The following is an 18945-nucleotide window of genomic DNA, read 5'->3' as shown; positions in this document are numbered from 1 at the left end:
CTTCGGGAATTTCTTTTTTTTCTCTATTTTTAGAAATATTAATAACGATGAAGAAAATTTATTTGGTGTTGTTGCCTTTTGCAGCCAACTTTCTGTTTTCGCAAAACTCTCAGCTGTACTATTCAGGAGTATTTTTAAATAAAAAAGATAAACCTCAGAATTTCCTTAAGGTTTATAATAAGAATAACGGAATATATGAACTTACCGATGGAAAAGGTTTTGCCATTATTGCCGCCAAAGAAAATGATACCCTGATCTGGAATGACGGAAAAAACAAACTTGTAGCCCGTGGACTTCGTGAGCTTAAGAGCATTTTAGAAAGCAGAACGGAGAAAGCAAGTGTCTGGACGTCCAGAAGCAGGGCCTACGACAGCTTAGTGACGAAAGAACTCAAAGATGAATTCAGCGTTGAAGATTCCAAAGAATACGTAACCGGAAAATCAGCTTATAATTTCTCTGCGGTCCGTAAGATCAAAAAAGTTACTGATAATACCTACTATTTAAAAGAACAGCCCAGGAAATTTATTGATTTTAGCGGAAGTTTTACAACCTCTTTTGACGTTAAAACGAGAAACTCTATTCCAAATACCCAAAACCGTTATGTTCAGGGACGTTCCCAAAACGGTCAGCTGGAGTGGAATGGACCCGAAACAGGTGAAATGTTCAGTTTCGGACCGGATATTTCTTCATTGGGATTTGATCATCATCCTTATGAATACGACTGGAATGGAAGACTGATTCCTGTTGGGACCGGAATTTTTCCGGCAAAAGCTTATAACAACGATATTTTCAAAACGGTTTTCAGCCACAACAATCAGCTGAGGCTGAACACTTCCCTGAACAAAGGGTATTATAGTGAACAGCTCAGGCTTTCCTTAGACTTGGGACAGCAGAAAGATCAGACTTATTTTGTGGATCAATACAATATTTTCAATACATTTAAAACAAAGCTGAGTTCTGAAATTCTGAAATTCTCTGTGAATCTGGGATTTAATTATGATGAAAATAAAGCAGTAAATTCTAACAGAGCAGGACTTTTCAACATGGTTTATCAAAATGCACTGCTTACACCCATTTCTTTTTCAAATGCACAGAATACACTTCTGGCAAACGGTTTACAGAGAAGCTATGGCCAGTATGCAGACAATCCTTACTTTTTACTGGAGCAGGAAAATAAATACAACTATCGCGACCGCAGGAGACAGTTCAGCTTTGGGCTGGAAAGAAACTTTTCCGATTTTAAATTGATCATCAATCAGTCCTACGAAAACGACCGTTTCCTGAATGTTGATTACCGCAACCCATCTGCATACGGCTTTACAAACGGTTTGTACAGTGAACGCAGCCAGCAGAACAAACTTTACAGTTCTAATGTTTCGGGATCCTATACTTTCGGGGAAAGCGACAGGAGAAGTGTCCTGAGCATGAATTTTCTCCTGAATGACAGGAAATCTGAAGTTTACAACAGCCTGACAAAAACAGAATATGTGTATCAGAGGACATCACAGGATTATATTTTAAACTATAAATATGATTATTCCGGCTACCGCAGTGACATCAGCGCAGGTTTTAATGTAGGGAATGCCTTCTACATATCAAATACATCTGCTAAAAACATGTACTGGCTTCCGAAAGTGAATGCCTATCTGACATTTCAGAATATTTTTAACTTGAACAGCGTAGATTTTAAAATTCTGGGAGCCTACACGGAAATAAGCTCAGAGCCTGAGATCACGAAATCTTATGCTTCTTATGCCACAACCTTGCTGAAGGCTCAGAATGCCCATCAGTATTTTCCGGTTTTAGAAGCTCAAACATTCCGGACCCTTTCCAATATCAACAGCAAGGAAGGAAAAGCAGGCTTTAGATTGAAGGCTGCTTACAACATGAGTTTGGAAGCCGAGTATTTTAATCGAAAAGTGATCAATGATGTTTTTCCGGTTTTTGAAAATAATCAATTGCAGCTGAAGAATCTGGCAGACCATTCATACAGTGGCTATGAAGTGAATTTTGCCTATGACAATATGTATTTGGGAACAGATTTCAAGATGAGTAATAAGGTTTCCTTTTTTAAATACAAAGACGTAGTAGATAGGGTAAATGCAGGATATAACAATCTTCCGATTGCGGGATTCAGTGATGTGTATAAGACTTTATCCGAAGGGCAAATTTTTGGTGCCGTGATGGGAAGTTATTTTGAAAGAAATGCTGCCGGAGAGCTGATCATTGATGAGTTCGGATATCCAAAAAAAGCAGATGGATTAAAAATTATTGCTGACCCTACCCCTGATTTTGTCGTTAAATTTAATCATACCATCAATTATAAAATGTTTTCTCTGGATATCAACTGGGAATGGAAAAAAGGCGGTCAGATCTGGAATGGAACCAAAGCGGTACTGGATTACTACGGACGTTCTCAAAATTCAGGCGATGAAAGAAATATCAAAAACTATGTGTTTCAGGGAGTAAGTTCAAACGGAACTCCTAATCAGATTCCGGTCGATTTTTACAATCCGGCACAGAATGTTTCACAGAACAGATGGACAAGATACGGTTATACAGGCGTGGCAGAAGATTATGTGCAGAAGGCAGATTATGTAAGGATCAACAATATTTCACTAACAGGAAAATTTGATGTTGGCCGATTTAAAAGAGGCTTGGGAATTACCTTCTACGTCAATAATATTCTTCTCTGGCAGGCCAATCAGGGAGCAGATCCCAACCAGAATTTTTACGATCTGGACAGCGGAAAAGGGCTTGATTTCTTCAATCTCCCTTCTTACAAGACTTTTGGATGCATGGTTTCATTTCAATTTTAAGGTATGAATTTCAAGATAACAACTTATATTTTACTCTTTGCTTTAGTGTTTTCAAATATTGGATTGAAGGCACAAAATCACTTTAAAGATTTCGAAAAAGAAAAAACGTATATACAAACCAGCCATGTTTTTTATAAGCCTGGTGAAGAAATGTACTTTAAAATTTACGTCGTGAAAGCCGAAAATAATCTTCCGGCGGATCAGAGCAGGGTTGTCAACTTTGAACTGATTGATCCAAGCGGAAGTGTGATTAAAAAAGCCAAATACGAGATTGAAAAAGGGTATGCAGAAGGATATTTCTATTTCAGTGATGAGATGAAGGGCGGAATTTACAAAATCAGAGCCTTTACGAACTGGATGCAGAATGAGGAAGGAAAAAATGCCTTTGAAAAAGAAATCACCTTACAGAAAGTAGTTTCACCCAGAATTCTGATGAAGCTTGAGTTTCCTAAAAAAGGATATGGCCCGGGTGATGAGGTTTTGGCAGATTTTTCAATGCGAAGCCTAAGCAATCAGGTGATTCCTTTCTATGAAGCAGATTATACGGTGATGCACAATGGGGAGATCATTTCAGAAGGAAAACTGCTCACCGATAATGAAGGCAAAAAACAGCTTAAATTCAATCTTCCGAAGGTTTTGAAATCTTCTGATGCTTTGCTGAATATTAAAGTGAATTTTGATGGTTTTACAGAATCTGTTTCCAGAAATATTCCTATTGTTCTGAATCATCTTGATGTGAAATTTATGCCGGAAGGAGGAACTTTTATCAATGGAATTGAGCAGAATGTAGCATTTAAAATTGTAGATGAATATGAAAAACCTGTTGATGCCGTTTTGGAAATTTTTAATCAGAACAACCAAAAAGTAGCAGAAACTTCAGCCTATAATTTTGGAATGGGGAGTTTTCTCTTTACTCCTAAAAAAGGAGAAACGTATTACGCAAAAGTCCTTAAACCTGAAAATATTTCCCAAACATACCCGCTTCCTGAGGCTAAAGATGAAGGTGTGGTTTTTAATATGCATAAAGAAAACCAAAAGATCTACGCAAAGATCAAATCTACAGGAGCAAAAACAATTATTTTAAAAGGAAGCTTCCGGGAAAAAGAGATCTATAATCAGACATTTTCATTACAGAAAGGTTTTAATCAGTTTGAAATTTCTGAAAAAGAACTTCCCGCCGGTATTTGCAGATTTACTGTTTTTAAAGGAGAAATTCCCCTTGCAGAACGTATTGTTTTTGCCCATGGAAACAGACAGATGAATGTGAAAATTAAGCCTGTAAAACAACAGTATCTTCCAAGGGAAAAAGTAGTACTGGACATTGAAACCACGGATGAAAACGGACTTCCTGTTCCTGCCAATCTTGCTATGAGCGTTGTAGATGATAAACTCTGGACCTATGCGGATGACAAACAGAATAATATCATTTCCTGGCTCCTGATGGATTCGGAATTGAAAGGAAAAGTGGAAAGACCACAGTTTTATTTTGATAAAAAAGAAGAAAAGGCAGCTAAGAGTCTTGATCTTTTGATGCTTACCAATGGCTACAGGTATTTTGAGATGGTTCCCGAAGTCATTACAAATCAAAAATATAAATACCTTCCTGAAAAAAAGAATCCCATTTATGGAATTGTAGAAGATGAGAATGGGAAACCTGTCAAAGCCGACGTTTACCTCATCGAAGGATACAAAACTCTTAAACAGACGACTTCTGAAGAGGGAACATTCTATTTCTCGGATCTTAAAAAAGATAATTCCTACAAACTTGTTGCTAAATCTTTTCAACCTAAACAGGAGGTGAAGATCAGAATTCTATCTTACAGGCTTCCGGTAAATCCGCTGGCGAAAAAATCACTGAATAATGTGAATGTACAGGAAATCGTTAAAGAAGCTGTAAAAGAAACCGGAAAGATAGAAATGCGAAAAGATCCTGAAAAAAAGATTATAGAGCAGGAAAAGACAAAGTATGTTCCTGAAAGCCGTACAAAAAGATCATCCGAAAGCAGAGGAAATACGAAAAGTGACACTATAAAGTCAGATAGAATTGAAGAAGTGGTCGTAATGGCTTATAGAATCAAAAAAAATGGTTTAGCATCAGCAACAACTGTTTCAAAGGAAGAAGGATTGCAGAATCCGGATGTTGCATCTGTATTAACAGGAAAAGTCTCCGGAGTTATGGTCAACAGAGCCAGTGGACAGCCCGGAAGTAATGTTGTGATAAGAGGATCGGTTTCTGTATCAAACAAAACTCCGCTGTATGTTGTTGATGGAGTGCTGGTCGAAAATTTCAAAACAACAATCAATCCAAGTGATATCAGCAGTATAACGGTTTTGAAAGATGCTGCTGCCACATCTCTTTATGGAAGTTTGGGGGTTAATGGAGTCATTCTTATTAATTCTGTCAAAAACTCGCGTTCACAACTGAGAATTGACGTTACTCCAAAATCTTATTATGCAGTGATGGCAGTTCCGAATGACAGCCTTGTTACCTATTCTTACAGCAGAAATTTTCAGTATCCTGTCTATCAGAGTACCAATACTTCATACCGTTTTGACTACAGGGAAAACATCTACTGGAATCCTGTGTTAGAAACTGATAAAAAAGGAAAAGCGCAGGTTGAATTTTATAATTCCGATGCCAATACTGCTTTCAGAATCATAACCGAAGGTATTTCCGGGAAAGGCCAGATAGGAAGGGATGAAACGGTATATGCTGCTCAGAGCCTCATCTCCATTGATGCTAAAATTCCTCAGTACCTGACGAGGGCAGATCAGATGACGATTCCGGTAGTCATTAAAAACAACTCCGCAGAAACCCGGAAAATGATCATGGATGTCATTGTTCCGAATAGAGTTAAACTAATAAAATTTGACAGTATCATTACCCTGAAACCATTGGAATCGGGAAGGTTGTTTGTGACCATGCAGACTGATGATGTAATAAGTTCTAATATCCAGTTTTCAATACAGTCAGGAGACTTCAGAGAAGCGGCTATTTTTCCTTTTAATGTTGAAGAAAAAGGATTTCCGCACCATTATTCTGTCATCAATAATTCTTCTGAAAACATAAAGGCCAACATTCCGGAATACATCAACGGAAGTTTCTCATCTTCGTATTACGTGTATCAAAATACGGCTCTTCAGCTGTTTGATGACATGGAAAGATTGAAACGCCAACCTCACGGATGTTTTGAGCAGCTTTCATCTACGGTGTATCCAAATATTTTCATTCTTGATTATTTAAAATCAATTAAAAAGATCACGCCCGAGACGGAAAGTTTTGTGATCAGAAATATGAGAAAGGGCTACCAGAAAATGCTTAGCTATAAAAATAAGGATGGAGGTTTCGGATATTTCAATGCTTCGGAATCTGATGCTTCGGTGTCAGCTTTTGCCTTACTGGAATTCAGGGATCTTAAGAAATATGTGGACATTGATCCTAAGCTGATCCAGAATCTGACCTCTTTCATTTTATCCAGGAAAAATCAGAACGGAACTTTTGAAGTAAGAAAAAGTTTTGAAATGAAGAGTCCTTTCTCCAATTATGCCTGGTCGAGAAATATGTATGTGATCTATGCTCTGTCAAAAATCGGGTTAAAAAATGAATTGGAAGAACCATATAAAAATGCATTGAATAAAGTATTAGCCACAAAAGATTCTTACCAGCTCACCCTGATGGCCAATGCATCTGCCTATCTTGGAAAAGCAAAAGAATATCAACAGCTTATGACACTACTGAATCAGCAGTATGAAAGTAAAACTGAAAAAACGGAGGTCACTTTTACAGGCTCCGGAGGGGTCTCAGCCAATGCAGAAACGCTGTCGCTTTACATCATGGCCCTTCAGAAGGATGAAAAAATCAATCAGCTGAAAATCGCAGAAGCAGCAGATCAATTGATCAATTATAACGGATATTATAGTTTTGGCTCCACGCAGGCTACTATATTAGCCTTGGAAGCGATGTCTGATTTCTTTGCTAAAAATGAAAAGCTGTACGGAACCGAAAAGCCAAAAATTAAAATAAACAATGTAGAAGTAGCCCCTGATGTAAGCCTGAGTTCAGCATACAGGACCGGAGAGAACGAAATAGACATTGAATATGCCGGAGACATCCCAAAAGGATTGCCATATAAGCTGGATTATCAGTATTACACTTTACAGGCTCCGGAAAGTAAGGATATTCCTGTGACACTGGAGACCACGCTGAAATCTGCAAAGGCGAAAGTAGGGGAGACCAACAGAATGACGGTTACGGTAAAAAATAAAATCAACGGACCTTTACAGATGGTCACTGCTAAAATCGGAATTCCAGCCGGGCTGACTCTCCAAAATGCTCTGTTGAAAGATCTTATTGACAAAAAGCAAGTCGCTTATTATGAAATATTCGACAATTATCTGGTGTTGTACTGGGAACATTTTGATGCTGAGGAAACAAAGGTGATCAATCTTGATCTTAAAGTTGAATTTGCAGGAGAATATACCGGAAAAGCCAGCAATGTATATCTTTATTATATGCCTGAAGCGAAGTCTTGGAATGAGGGAATCAGTACCAGAATTATGAGTAATGAGTAATGAATAATGGGAGTGTTTTAAAGAATATTATTTAAATAAAAAATAGAAGATAGAGGTATTGTTTTAAGCATTACCTCTTTTTTATTTTATAAACAAACACTAGTCACGAAGTTCTAACTAGCAAAAAAACAAACACATTTAAAATCCATACATACAATTGCTATCAATTTTATAAGATAAAATAAACATTTATATACTACAATTAAGGTAAACAGTTATTTATGATTAAATAAATTCATATAAATGCCGGGTAATGGGGTGTTTTGTATTTAGTAATATATTCTTAATTATTTTATATTTGTTTAATTAAATTAATGTTATTGTTAATAAATATGTATTATTTCTTTTTTATATTTGCGAAACAAATTTGAAAATATAAATGTTATTTAATTCCCTTTCATTTGCCCTGTTTTTCCCGGTTATATTCTGCATTTACTGGATGATAAATAAAAGTTTGAAATGGCAGAATATCTTACTTCTCATCGCAAGCTTTTATTTTTATTCCTGTTGGGACTGGAGGTTTCTGTTTCTTTTGATGTTCTCCATTGGACTGGATTATTTCTCAGGCATTAAGATTGAAAACAGTAAGAATAATAGGGAAGCTAAATTCTGGCTGACATTAAGTATTGTCATTAATTTAGGATTTCTGGGCTTTTTTAAATACTACAATTTCTTTATTGAAAGCTTTGCCGATTTTCTGTCAAATTTCGGCTTCAAAGTCAATATCTGGCTTCTTAATGTCATACTTCCCGTGGGGATTTCATTTTATACATTTCATGGTCTTTCATATGTGATTGATATTTATAAGAAAAGAATAAAGGCTGAGCGCAATTTTGTAGACTATAGCTTATTTGTAAGCTTTTTCCCTTTACTGGTAGCCGGTCCTATTGAAAGAGCGACCCACTTACTGCCTCAGATCAAAATTCAGAGAACGTTCGGTTATGAAAATGCATTAAGCGGATTACGGCAGATCCTTTGGGGACTGTTTAAAAAAATTGTAATTGCTGATCAGTGCGCCATTTATGTAAATGATATTTTTGGTCATCACCAGGGATTGTATGGAAGTACGTTGGCTGTTGGTGCTGTTCTCTTTGCATTTCAGATCTATGGAGATTTTTCCGGGTATTCAGACATTGCATTGGGGACGGCGAGACTTCTTGGGTTTGATTTATTGAAAAACTTCAATTATCCTTATTTTTCACGTGATATTGCAGAGTTTTGGAGACGTTGGCATATTTCACTTTCATCATGGTTCCGGGATTATCTTTATATTCCCTTAGGAGGAAGTAATGGGGGAAATTGGATGAGAATAAGGAATACATTTATTATTTTCCTCGTTTCCGGTTTCTGGCATGGAGCCAACTGGACCTTCATCGTTTGGGGATTTCTAAATGCTTTATTTATTATGCCTTCAATTATCTTTAAAACCAACAGGAATAATTTAAATGTTGTTGCTGAAAATTCCTTATTTCCCAATGTAAAAGAAATCCTGATGATGGGCTTTACGTTTGGACTTACCGTTTTCGCATGGATATTCTTCAGAGCTGACAGTGTGATGGATGCCTTGAAATACATTCGGAGAATCTGCAGCTATTCACTTTTAAAATATCCGCAAAAAGAAGTAAAATGGCTGGTGGCGATCATCCTGTTTTTTATGGCGGTAGAGTGGTTTGGAAGGAAAGATAATTTTGCCATTGAAAAGATGCATTTGGACCATAACCGATGGGTGAGATGGGGGTTTTATTACATCCTTATGGGTGGTATTATTTATTTCTCGGGTGAAGAACAAATTTTTATTTATTTTCAATTCTAATGAAAAAGCTGCTAAAAAATCTCGTTTACTTCATGATTCCGGTTGTCGCTGTTTTAGCCGCAATGGAGTATCTACTTGAACGTATTCCAAATGAGTACGCTATCAAAAGTGATTACTTGGATGAAAATTCAAACAGCGTAGAAGTGCTCTATCTGGGAAACTCGCATGTGTATTTTGGGATTAATCCGGATTTCGCGTTACATCAATCTTATAATGCATCCTATATATCGCAGTCTCTTAATCTGGACCATATGATTCTGGATAAATACCATTGGAAAAATCTGAAATATATTGTGATTCCTGCAGATTACGTTTCCATGTATTATACCTTGGAAACAGCGAATGATAAGTGGAGAATTAAAAACTACAATTTATACTATCATTTCGGTATAGGATATGACCCGATCAATTATACAGAGATTTTTAATGGAAAGATTCAGGATCAAATAAAAAAGATTGAAGATTATTATATTCAAAAAAAACATCATTCACTTAGCACCCGTCTGGGATTTGGAACAGCTTATCAATCACCTTCTCCGTTTGATATCAGTGAGTCGGCAAAAGTAGCAGCCAAAAGACATACTTTTAATATACAGTCAGAAGAATACCTACATAATTTTGAGATAAATAAAGAGATATTAAACAGGATGGTCAAATTTGCTGAAGAAAAGCAAATCAAGGTGGTTTTCCTTTCAAGTCCCGTCACTCTTAAATATTATCAGAATTGTAACCAATCTCAACTTGCCAATACGATGAATGTGTATGATTATTTATTAAAGAAATATCCACAAACATGCTGTCATATTGATTATATGCAAAGTTCTTACTTTAACATTTCTGATTTCTATGATGCAGATCATCTGAACAGTATCGGAGCAGAAAAGCTAACTAAACTGGTAGAAAAGAAACTCCCCAAATAATAAACTACTAAACAAACAGCCAGTCACGAAGTGACGATTTAATCGAGGATAGGATACCGTCCAATCAAATGGATAAAAATTAATTTTCAAAAATTATTGAAAATTCAAAAAATATAATTACATTTGTTATAGAAATTAAAGACAGAAAAAAATGAAACTATCAGAAGCAAAAGAAAAGTACATCCAAACATGGGGAACCTTCGCCACCAACTGGGGAATCAACCGTACGATGGCACAGGTTCATGCATTGCTTCTGGCCACTGGAAAACCACTTTCTACTGATGATGTGATGGAGCAGCTGGAGATTTCAAGAGGAAATGCCAATATGAACCTCCGTGCATTGATAGACTGGGGAATTGTAAAAAAAGAATTTGTAAAAGGAGACCGGAAAGAGTATTTCGTAGCAGAAAAAGATGTATGGTATCTGTTTAAGCAAATCACGAAAGAAAGAAGAAAAAGGGAAATAGAACCTGTCATTTCTTTTCTGGAAGAATTAAAGAATATAGAGGACAATGATTCCGATGAAGCGAAAGAATTTGTAAAGCTGATGGATGATTTCAGCTCCGTGACCGGGAAAATTAACAATATTATGGATCTGGCGATCAAAAGCGATGATCACTGGCTGGTAGGAAAAATTACCAACCTGCTAAAATAGAAGAGGATATGATCCTTTTTTATTTGAATTTAATTTTCAAAAATTACTGAAAATATAATATTTATAAGATGTTTAATATAGTCTCATATATCATTTTTCTTACGGTGAGTTCTTACATCACCATAGATGTCGGAAGGAGATGTTTTCAGACCGGAAAGGTTTATCTGGAATACCTGATTCATGATAGCGTGATGTGCCTTACCATCAACAGGATTCTTCTTGGGTGCTACTATCTGCTGAATCTGGGATACATTGCGGTCAATCTCGCATTCTGGGACCGGGTGAGTTCTTTGGAAGAAGTCATCGCGGTGACTGCCATCCGTATCGGATATATTGCCTTGATCCTTTGTGTACTGCATTTTATGAACATTTTTACCCTTTACTTTTTAAGAAACAAATTAACATTAAAATAATACAGCTATGACCACAACAGTTTTAACCACGACGTACAATTTCTCAGCGTACATGATTTATCTTCCTATTGTAATCGCTCTTACCGTGCTGGTGTCCCAGTTTCTGTTCAAAAACTCAAAAACATTCATGATTGATATTTTTCATCAGAAAAAAGACATCGCGATGGCAACGAATTCTCTCTTTAAGATTGGTTTTTATCTCCTGAATATCGGATTTGCTTTATGCATCATTGAATTTTTTCAGATTGAAACCATAGAAAGACTGGTTGTCGCTTTAAGTAAAAAAATCGGAGGTTTTTCTATCTATCTCGGCCTGATGATGCTTCTTAACCTCCTTCTGTTTCTGAAAGGCCGTAAACATGCTATGAACAAAGAAAAACTCATCGAAAATGAAAACACTCATCTTTAAAATCTGGATGTACATCACCTTCAGATCTAACAATAAAAGAACCAGAGGCGATTTCTTAACCTTTTAAAAGAAATAATCATGAGAACATTTGTAATAATCGACTTTTATATTCAGCTGATCATGCTGATGATTGGAATGGTCCTGGCAGGTTTTGGCGGCTATAATTTCCTTTTATTCTACTATGTGACGGGTGGCGCCCAGTTGATAAGCTTTCTGATCAGACTGTTTCTGCCCATAAAGAAATCAGTTTTTTATATCATCTACGGAATATTGATTATACCTGTTTGGACTTCAGTACTTTTGAAGTATACATCTGGTGCAGATTACGATGTTTCTCAAATTTTGATGTCCGTTTTATTTGCCTCTTTATTTTACAGCCCGGTGATGGCCATGATCTACATCTATGATTATTATAACGTTTACAAATCTTATCCATAAACCTGCATACATCTAAAAATAACAAAATGACTACAATTTATTTAGAAACAGCAATCAAAGCAGATATTCATAAAGTTTTTGATTTGGCAAGAGATATTGATCTGCATCAAAAATCAACTGGGAAAACCAATGAAAAGGCAATAGCAGGAAGAACTTCCGGACTTATTGAGAAAAATGAAACGGTGACCTGGCGCGCTAAACATTTAGGCGTTTATCAGACACTGACAACAAAAATTATAAGTATGGAGAAACCGGTCCAGTTCACAGATATAATGCTTAAAGGGGCATTTAAAACAATGAAACATCAGCATATTTTTAAAGAAAGAAACGGAAATACAGTCATGATTGATCTATTTGAATTCGAATCTCCTTTTGGAATAATCGGAACATTTTTCAACCATATTTTCCTTAAAGATTATATGAGAAAATTTCTATTAGAAAGAAACGAACTCATTAAGAAAATCGCGGAATCAATTAATACCCCGTAATAAACTACTACTTTTCGTTAAAATTAAAGAGTGATAATAAAAGATTATTGAATCAAAATATTCAAACGCAATAACCCGAATCCCGAACCCCACATCCCGAAACTCTAAAACCCTAAAACCCTAAAACACTCCAACACTCCAACTCATAACCCACCCAAAAAAACAACAAAATGAACTTCCTGCAAGCCGAATGGCGAAAACTGGCCATCATCAATTACGACATAGACCCTGAGGTTTTAGTCAAGTATCTTCCTGAAGGGACTGAGCTGGATTTTTATCAAGGAAAGTGTTATATAAGTCTGGTTGGATTTATGTTTTTAAACACGAAATTACTGGGACTTTCCATTCCTTTCTACCGGAATTTTGAAGAGGTTAATCTAAGATTTTACGTTAAAAAGAAAGAAAAAAATACATGGAAAAGAGGTGTGGTTTTTATTAAAGAGATTGTTCCTAAATATGCACTCAGCTTTGTAGCCAATTCATTTTACAAAGAAAATTATAAAACCATGCCAATGAATAATGAAATCAGATTGAATGATGATAAACTGACGGTAAAATACGAATGGAAAGATAAAAGCTGGCATTCCATCCAAATAACGGCTGATAGTACAGCTTTGCCGATGGAAGATGATTCAGAATTTGAATTCATTACCGAACATTATTTCGGATTCACCAAAAGAGAACATAAAACCTCCGAATATGAAGTCTGTCACCCGAAATGGGAATACTATCCGGTTAAAGATTACCAGCTGGATATTGAATTTAATGCACTCTACGGGAAAGACTTTCAGTTTCTTAATGAACAAAAACCGATTTCTGTCATGCTGGCAGAAGGCTCTGAAATTGAAGTGAAAACGAAGAAATACATCATGTGATCTTTTCACCACAAAAGAGACAAAAGTTTTTAAACACGTTTTAATTAAAGCTGAAAACTGAATCCATTAAAGTTCATATAAGTTGAAGAAATCATAAATGAGAAAATGTTGAATCTGCGTGAGAAAAATGAGCCACAACGTGGCGATTTATCCTAAGATAGGATGCAGTCCTATCAGAAGTATATCATAAATCTGCTAAACAGCCAGGCACAACGTGGCGATTTACCCGAAGATAGGATGCAGTCTTATCACAAGCATATCATAAAAATCTGCTGCATCTGTACAATCTGCGCGAGACAACCAGCCACAACGTGGCGATTTAACCCAGGATAGGATGCAGTCCTGTCAGAAGCATATCATAAAAATCTGCTGCATCTGCACAATCTGCGCGAGACAACCCAGCCACAACGTGGCGATTTAACCCAGGATAGGATGCAGTCCTATCAGAAATATATCATAAAAATCTGCGCGAGACAACCAGCCGATTTACCCCAAGATAGGATGCAATCCTATCACATCAAAATTAAGGTTTGCCGATTAAAGAAAGGATGTTTAAATTAGCAAAAACGAACCTTGTATGCTCATTAAACAGAAAACGAAAAGCCTTTTCCTGTCCACTTTTTTTATATCCTCAGCCTGTTTTTCGCAGGCACATAATGTTTCTGCAGGCTATCAAAAGCCGGACGATCCGCTCGTTGTTCAGAATCTGGAAGAGTGGCAGGACCTTAAATTCGGACTGTTTATGCATTGGGGAACCTACAGTCAGTGGGGAATTGTGGAAAGCTGGAGCCTGTGCCCGGAAGATGAGTCCTGGACACAGAGAAAACCGGAATATGGAAAATCTTACAATGAGTATGTAAAGAATTATGAAAATCTTCAGACAACTTTCAATCCGGTAGAATTTAATCCTCAAAAATGGGCTGATGCTGCTAAGAAAGCCGGAATGAAGTATGTGGTTTTTACGACAAAGCATCATGACGGTTTTACGATGTTTGATACCAAAGAATCCGATTATAAAATTACTTCTGCTAAAACTCCTTTCTCAAAAAATCCAAAAGCGGATGTTACCAAAGAAATCTTCAATACTTTTAGAAAAGATGGGTTTAAAATCGGAGCCTATTTTTCAAAACCTGACTGGCATTCTGAAAACTACTGGTGGCCATACTTTCCGCCAAAAGACAGAAATGTCAACTATGATCCGAAGAAATACCCTGAAAGATGGGAAAGCTTTAAAAAATTCACTTTTAATCAGCTGAACGAGATCACGTCCAACTATGGAAAAATTGATATTCTTTGGCTGGATGGAGGTTGGGTACGTCCTTTTAAAACCATCGATCCTTCTGTGGAATGGCAGAGAACCATTAAAGTGGAGCAGGATATTGATATGGATAAAATCGGGACCATGGCCAGGAAAAATCAACCGGGAATTATTGTGGTAGACCGTACCGTACCCGGAAAATGGGAGAATTATGTAACTCCTGAGCAGGCGGTGCCGGAACATGCCCTTTTTATTCCCTGGGAGAGCTGCATCACGATGGGAGACTCTTTTTCGTATGTTCCCAATGATCACTATAAATCTTCCCAGAAAATCATAGAAACCCTTATAAAAATTATCTCAAGAGGCGGAAACTATCTGATGAATATTGCTCCCGGTCCCAATGGAGATTATGACCCGATTGTGTATGAAAGATTAAAAGAAATTTCCAATTGGATGGACAAAAATCAGTCAGCGGTTTTCGCAACCAGAAGTGCAGAGCCGTATCACGATGGAAATTTTTATTATACCCAATCAAAAGACGCTAAAACATTGAATGTTTTCCATATCGATGATACTACAGAGTATAAAACGCCATCGGTACTCCATTTTACACTTCCGGAAAATTTTAAGCCAAAATCATTGAAAATTCTTGGCATGAGCTCAAAAATTCAATGGAAACAAACCGGAAACAGGATTGAAATAAAACTTCCTGAAGAAAGGACAAAACTCAAGTTGGCTACTGTAATTCAAATGACGAAATAATGAAGTTGATTAAAATTACGGTCATTGTATTGTCTTTCAGTTCTGTTTACTTGTATGCTCAAAAAGAAAAACGATTATACAAAGATTCAAAACAATCCACAGAAATCAGAGTTCAGGATCTGTTGAAAAGAATGACACCGGAAGAAAAATTCTGGCAGTGTTTTATGATTCCCGGAGATCTGGATAATGTTCCAAAAGATAAATACAGACACGGAATCTTCGGATTGCAGGTAAGTGCCGGAAACCAGGGCGGAGGTGCTGCCGGACAAATGCTCACATACAATGCTAACGAAGATGCTGAAAAGCTGGCAAAAAAAATCAATGCTATCCAAAAATACTTCGTTGAAGAATCCAGACTCGGAATTCCAATCATTCCTTTTGATGAAGCTCTGCATGGGTTGGTTCGCGAAGGGGCCACTGCATTTCCGCAGGCTATTGGTTTGGCAGCTTCTTTTAATCCAGATCTGATGAAGGAAGTATCCTCAGCTATAGCAAAAGAATCAAAACTCAGGGGAATTCGCCAGATTCTGACACCTGTAGTGAATCTTGCCAGCGATGTCAGATGGGGACGTACAGAGGAAACTTATGGAGAAGATCCTTTTTTAACGTCACTGATGGGCGTTAGCTTTGTAAGTTCTTTTGAAAATCAGGGAATCATTACCACTCCAAAACATTTTTTAGCCAATGTGGGCGAGGGTGGAAGAGATTCTTATCCGATCCACTGGAGTAAGCGGTATCTTGAAGAAACTCACCTCGTTCCTTTTGATAAAGCATTTACAACGGGAAAAAGCAGATCGGTCATGACTTCTTATAACCTGTTGGACGGAAGACCTTCAACGGCTAATCATTGGCTGCTCACAGAAAAATTAAAAAAAGAATGGAATTTCAAAGGCTTTGTGATCAGTGATGCCAGTGCGGTAGGAGGAGCGAATGTACTTCATTTTACGGCGAAGGATTATGATGATGCTTCGGCACAGGCCATCAATGCAGGATTGGATGTGATATTTCAGACAGACTATCAGCATTACAAACTTTTTATTCCACCATTTTTAGACGGAAGAATTTCACAAAATAGAATAGATGATGCTGTAGCAAGAGTGCTGAGAGCAAAATTTGAACTGGGACTTTTTGAAAATCCTTACATTTCGGGGAAAGACATACAGGAACTAAAAAAGATCAACCATAAACCATTGGCGGAAAAGGCCGCAGTTGAGTCTTTTGTTCTGCTGCAAAATAATAATGGAACGCTCCCAGTTTCCGGTGGCGTAAAAAGGATCGCAGTTATCGGAACAGATGCCACTGATGCAAGGTTGGGCGGATATTCCGGACCGGGAAATAATAAAGTGAATATTCTGCAGGGCATTAAAAATTTCACCAAAGATAAAAATATAGAAATCCTTTATGCAAAAGGAATTACATGGGATATGAAGGACTTTAAAACAGTTCCCGCCGACCTTTTATCATTTGGAAACAAAAAAGGATTACACGGAAGTTATTTTTCCAACAGTGTTTTGAAAGATACTCCGGCTTTTGAAAGGCAGGATGAACAGATCAACTTTAAATGGACACTGTATTCTCCGGATCCTGAAAAACTGCAGACAGATAATTACAGCATTCGGTGGACTGGAAAACTGAAAGCTCCGGAAAGTGGAAAATATCAGTTGGGATTGGGTGGAAATGATGGTTTCAGATTGTATTTAAACGGAAAACCGGTGATTGATCAATGGGAGAAACTGGGGTATTCTACCAAAACAGCAGTTGTGGATTTTGTGAAAGATCAACAGTATGATATCGTCGTTGAATTCCGTGAAAACAGGGGCGAAGCGAATATTGAACTGATCTGGAATTACGGTATAGACAATTATCAGAAAGACTTTGATGAGGCATTAAAAATGGCGCAGAATGCAGATCATATCATCATCACGGCAGGCATTCATGAAGGCGAATTTCAGGACCGTTCTTCACTGAGCCTTCCGGGAAATCAGGAAAAAATGATTCATGAAGTGTCAAAATTAAACAAACCTGTCACTGTAGTTTTGGTAGGCGGTTCTGCTATAAAAACAACGACCTGGAAAGATAAAGTAGGAGCTATTCTGGATGTTTGGTATCCCGGGGAAGAAGGAGGAAATGCGGTGGCAAAAGTGCTCTTCGGGGTTGAAAATCCATCCGGAAAACTTCCCATTACGTTTCCGGTGGAAGAGGGGCAGTTACCTTTGACCTACAATCATCACCCAACCGGAAGAGGAAATGACTATTACGATTTGAGTGGAGAGCCTTTGTACCCTTTCGGTTTTGGACTGAGCTATACGACGTTTGAAATGTCTGATTTGCAGTTAGACAAAACAAAATATTCAGACCATGAAACCATCACGGCAAAAGTTATGGTTAAAAATACAGGATCAAAAGCCGGTAGTGAAGTGATTCAGCTGTATGTGAAAGATCTGCTGGCATCAGTATCCCGACCTGTTATCGAATTGAAAGGATTAAAAAAAGTTCATCTGAATCCGGGAGAATCCAAACAGGTGACAATTGAAGTTCCTGTAAAAGACTTTCGGTTTTTGGATGAAAATATGAAATGGACCGTTGAAAAAGGAACCTACCGGATTATGGTTGGAAATTCTTCTAAAAACCTGCCTTTGAAAAGGAATATTGAGGTGGAATAATTTCCCTTTTTTGCGTTAAAAATTTGTGATATTTTAATTCAATGGATTGCGATGGTATGATATATGTAATATTTATAGAAACCTGAATGAATTTAAATGATAAAAATTGATTATTTAAACCATTCAAAAAAAATAAATCTCATGAGAAAGTTTTTGATATCAACAGTCGTGTTATTAGGCTTATCAATGAATGTTAATGCCCAGAAAAGACCACCTGCTCCTCCTACTAAAAGTGAATTGATTAATATCAAATCGCGTGAGCTGGACAAAAGATACAATACAGAGAAAAAACTCATTTTGAATCATCCGCTTGCCACTAAAAAAATGAAACGTGATCAGTTAAAAGCTTTGAATGAAAAATACCAGAGCCAGAAAAAATTACTAAGAAAAATGTAATCCCATTATATTGTAAAAATACCTCTAATAACTTAGGGGTATTTTTTGTTTTAAGTGGACCGTATTTTCAGGTATTGATGAAGTGAATATCAGTATGTTTTAAAAAATAAGAAAATATATAATGTGATATAATACGATATGTTCTGTCGCAATGAAGATCTGGATTGGTTCTATGAATATGAGTGATCTCATTTAATATTGAACGTTCATAAAATTCATATTAAATCTCAGTAAGGAGACTTGCAGGTGTGTTAAAAAATGTTAAATTTGCCGCATTATTTATAAAACTAATATTAACTTAAAAACTTAAATGGATGAAAAAAATATACTCCGGAGCACTGATGCTGTGCACACTTCTGGGACTGTCTGCCCAGGAAGTATTGTGGCAGAAAGACATCAGGTCTTCTACACAGAATTTTCTAAGCCAGGTGACCACGACTATTGATCAGCAATACCTTATTTCG

13 protein-coding genes are annotated in these 18945 nt (G+C 36.9%); all 13 read left to right on the top strand.

Annotation, left to right across the window (positions count from 1 at the left end; all coding sequences use genetic code 11):
- Positions 1-47: 47 nt before the first annotated feature.
- Complete coding sequence (locus tag IW22_RS15145) at positions 48-2819, top strand: hypothetical protein (protein WP_034727963.1); 2772 nt, start codon at positions 48-50, stop codon at positions 2817-2819.
- 3 nt (positions 2820-2822) lie between these two features.
- Positions 2823-7391, top strand: coding sequence for a TonB-dependent receptor plug domain-containing protein (locus IW22_RS15140; RefSeq protein WP_034727960.1), 4569 nt, complete (start codon positions 2823-2825; stop codon positions 7389-7391).
- 379 nt (positions 7392-7770) lie between these two features.
- Complete coding sequence (locus IW22_RS15135) at positions 7771-9204, top strand: MBOAT family O-acyltransferase (protein ID WP_034727958.1); 1434 nt, start codon at positions 7771-7773, stop codon at positions 9202-9204.
- Positions 9204-10124, top strand: a complete 921-nt coding sequence (locus tag IW22_RS15130; RefSeq protein WP_034727955.1) for a hypothetical protein — start codon at positions 9204-9206, stop codon at positions 10122-10124. The genes IW22_RS15135 and IW22_RS15130 overlap by 1 nt, the downstream gene beginning before the upstream one ends.
- A 151-nt stretch (positions 10125-10275) precedes the next feature.
- Entirely contained in the window at positions 10276-10779 is a 504-nt protein-coding gene (locus IW22_RS15125; protein ID WP_034727952.1) for a GbsR/MarR family transcriptional regulator, read from the top strand.
- A 68-nt stretch (positions 10780-10847) separates the two neighbouring features.
- The gene (locus IW22_RS15120; protein WP_034727949.1) at positions 10848-11192 is read left to right on the top strand and encodes a hypothetical protein; all 345 of its coding nucleotides are present in this window, start codon (positions 10848-10850) and stop codon (positions 11190-11192) included.
- Between the two features lie 7 nt (positions 11193-11199).
- Positions 11200-11601 carry a hypothetical protein gene (locus tag IW22_RS15115; protein WP_034727946.1) on the top strand — a complete coding sequence of 134 codons (402 nt, stop codon included), beginning with the start codon at positions 11200-11202 and terminating at the stop codon, positions 11599-11601.
- Positions 11602-11679: 78 nt separating this feature from the next.
- Positions 11680-12039 carry a hypothetical protein gene (locus IW22_RS15110; RefSeq protein WP_034727944.1) on the top strand — a complete coding sequence of 120 codons (360 nt, stop codon included), beginning with the start codon at positions 11680-11682 and terminating at the stop codon, positions 12037-12039.
- 26 nt (positions 12040-12065) lie between these two features.
- A complete protein-coding gene (locus tag IW22_RS15105; protein ID WP_034727941.1) occupies positions 12066-12527 on the top strand; it encodes an SRPBCC family protein in 462 nt (153 codons plus the stop codon).
- A 170-nt stretch (positions 12528-12697) separates the two neighbouring features.
- Positions 12698-13402: a YqjF family protein gene (locus IW22_RS15100; RefSeq protein ID WP_034727939.1), complete on the top strand. Its 705-nt coding sequence runs from the start codon at positions 12698-12700 to the stop codon at positions 13400-13402.
- Between the two features lie 577 nt (positions 13403-13979).
- Positions 13980-15422 (top strand): alpha-L-fucosidase, encoded by a 1443-nt coding sequence (locus IW22_RS15095; protein ID WP_034727937.1) that lies wholly within the window; start codon positions 13980-13982, stop codon positions 15420-15422.
- The gene (locus tag IW22_RS15090) at positions 15422-18085 is read left to right on the top strand and encodes a glycoside hydrolase family 3 N-terminal domain-containing protein (RefSeq protein WP_034727936.1); all 2664 of its coding nucleotides are present in this window, start codon (positions 15422-15424) and stop codon (positions 18083-18085) included. The genes IW22_RS15095 and IW22_RS15090 overlap by 1 nt, the downstream gene beginning before the upstream one ends.
- Positions 18086-18226: 141 nt before the next feature.
- On the top strand, positions 18227-18481 hold the full coding sequence (locus IW22_RS15085; protein WP_034728262.1) for a hypothetical protein: 255 nt from the start codon (positions 18227-18229) through the stop codon (positions 18479-18481).
- Positions 18482-18945 lie beyond the last annotated feature (464 nt).

The sequence above is a fragment of the Chryseobacterium sp. JM1 genome (assembly GCF_000737715.1).
Lineage (GTDB): Bacteria > Bacteroidota > Bacteroidia > Flavobacteriales > Weeksellaceae > Chryseobacterium.
The sequence above is the reverse complement of the archived record's forward strand: the minus strand, read 5'-3'. Positions and strand labels throughout refer to the sequence as shown.

Excerpts from the sequence above, each read along its gene's own strand:
- IW22_RS15145 (WP_034727963.1), top strand. The coding sequence starts at position 48 with ATGAAGAAAATTTATTTGGTGTTGTTGCCTTTTGCAGCCAACTTTCTG.
- IW22_RS15140 (WP_034727960.1), top strand. The coding sequence starts at position 2,823 with ATGAATTTCAAGATAACAACTTATATTTTACTCTTTGCTTTAGTGTTT.
- IW22_RS15135 (WP_034727958.1), top strand. The coding sequence starts at position 7,771 with ATGTTATTTAATTCCCTTTCATTTGCCCTGTTTTTCCCGGTTATATTC.
- IW22_RS15130 (WP_034727955.1), top strand. The coding sequence starts at position 9,204 with ATGAAAAAGCTGCTAAAAAATCTCGTTTACTTCATGATTCCGGTTGTC.
- IW22_RS15125 (WP_034727952.1), top strand. The coding sequence starts at position 10,276 with ATGAAACTATCAGAAGCAAAAGAAAAGTACATCCAAACATGGGGAACC.
- IW22_RS15120 (WP_034727949.1), top strand. The coding sequence starts at position 10,848 with ATGTTTAATATAGTCTCATATATCATTTTTCTTACGGTGAGTTCTTAC.
- IW22_RS15115 (WP_034727946.1), top strand. The coding sequence starts at position 11,200 with ATGACCACAACAGTTTTAACCACGACGTACAATTTCTCAGCGTACATG.
- IW22_RS15110 (WP_034727944.1), top strand. The coding sequence starts at position 11,680 with ATGAGAACATTTGTAATAATCGACTTTTATATTCAGCTGATCATGCTG.
- IW22_RS15105 (WP_034727941.1), top strand. The coding sequence starts at position 12,066 with ATGACTACAATTTATTTAGAAACAGCAATCAAAGCAGATATTCATAAA.
- IW22_RS15100 (WP_034727939.1), top strand. The coding sequence starts at position 12,698 with ATGAACTTCCTGCAAGCCGAATGGCGAAAACTGGCCATCATCAATTAC.
- IW22_RS15095 (WP_034727937.1), top strand. The coding sequence starts at position 13,980 with ATGCTCATTAAACAGAAAACGAAAAGCCTTTTCCTGTCCACTTTTTTT.
- IW22_RS15090 (WP_034727936.1), top strand. The coding sequence starts at position 15,422 with ATGAAGTTGATTAAAATTACGGTCATTGTATTGTCTTTCAGTTCTGTT.
- IW22_RS15085 (WP_034728262.1), top strand. The coding sequence starts at position 18,227 with ATGAGAAAGTTTTTGATATCAACAGTCGTGTTATTAGGCTTATCAATG.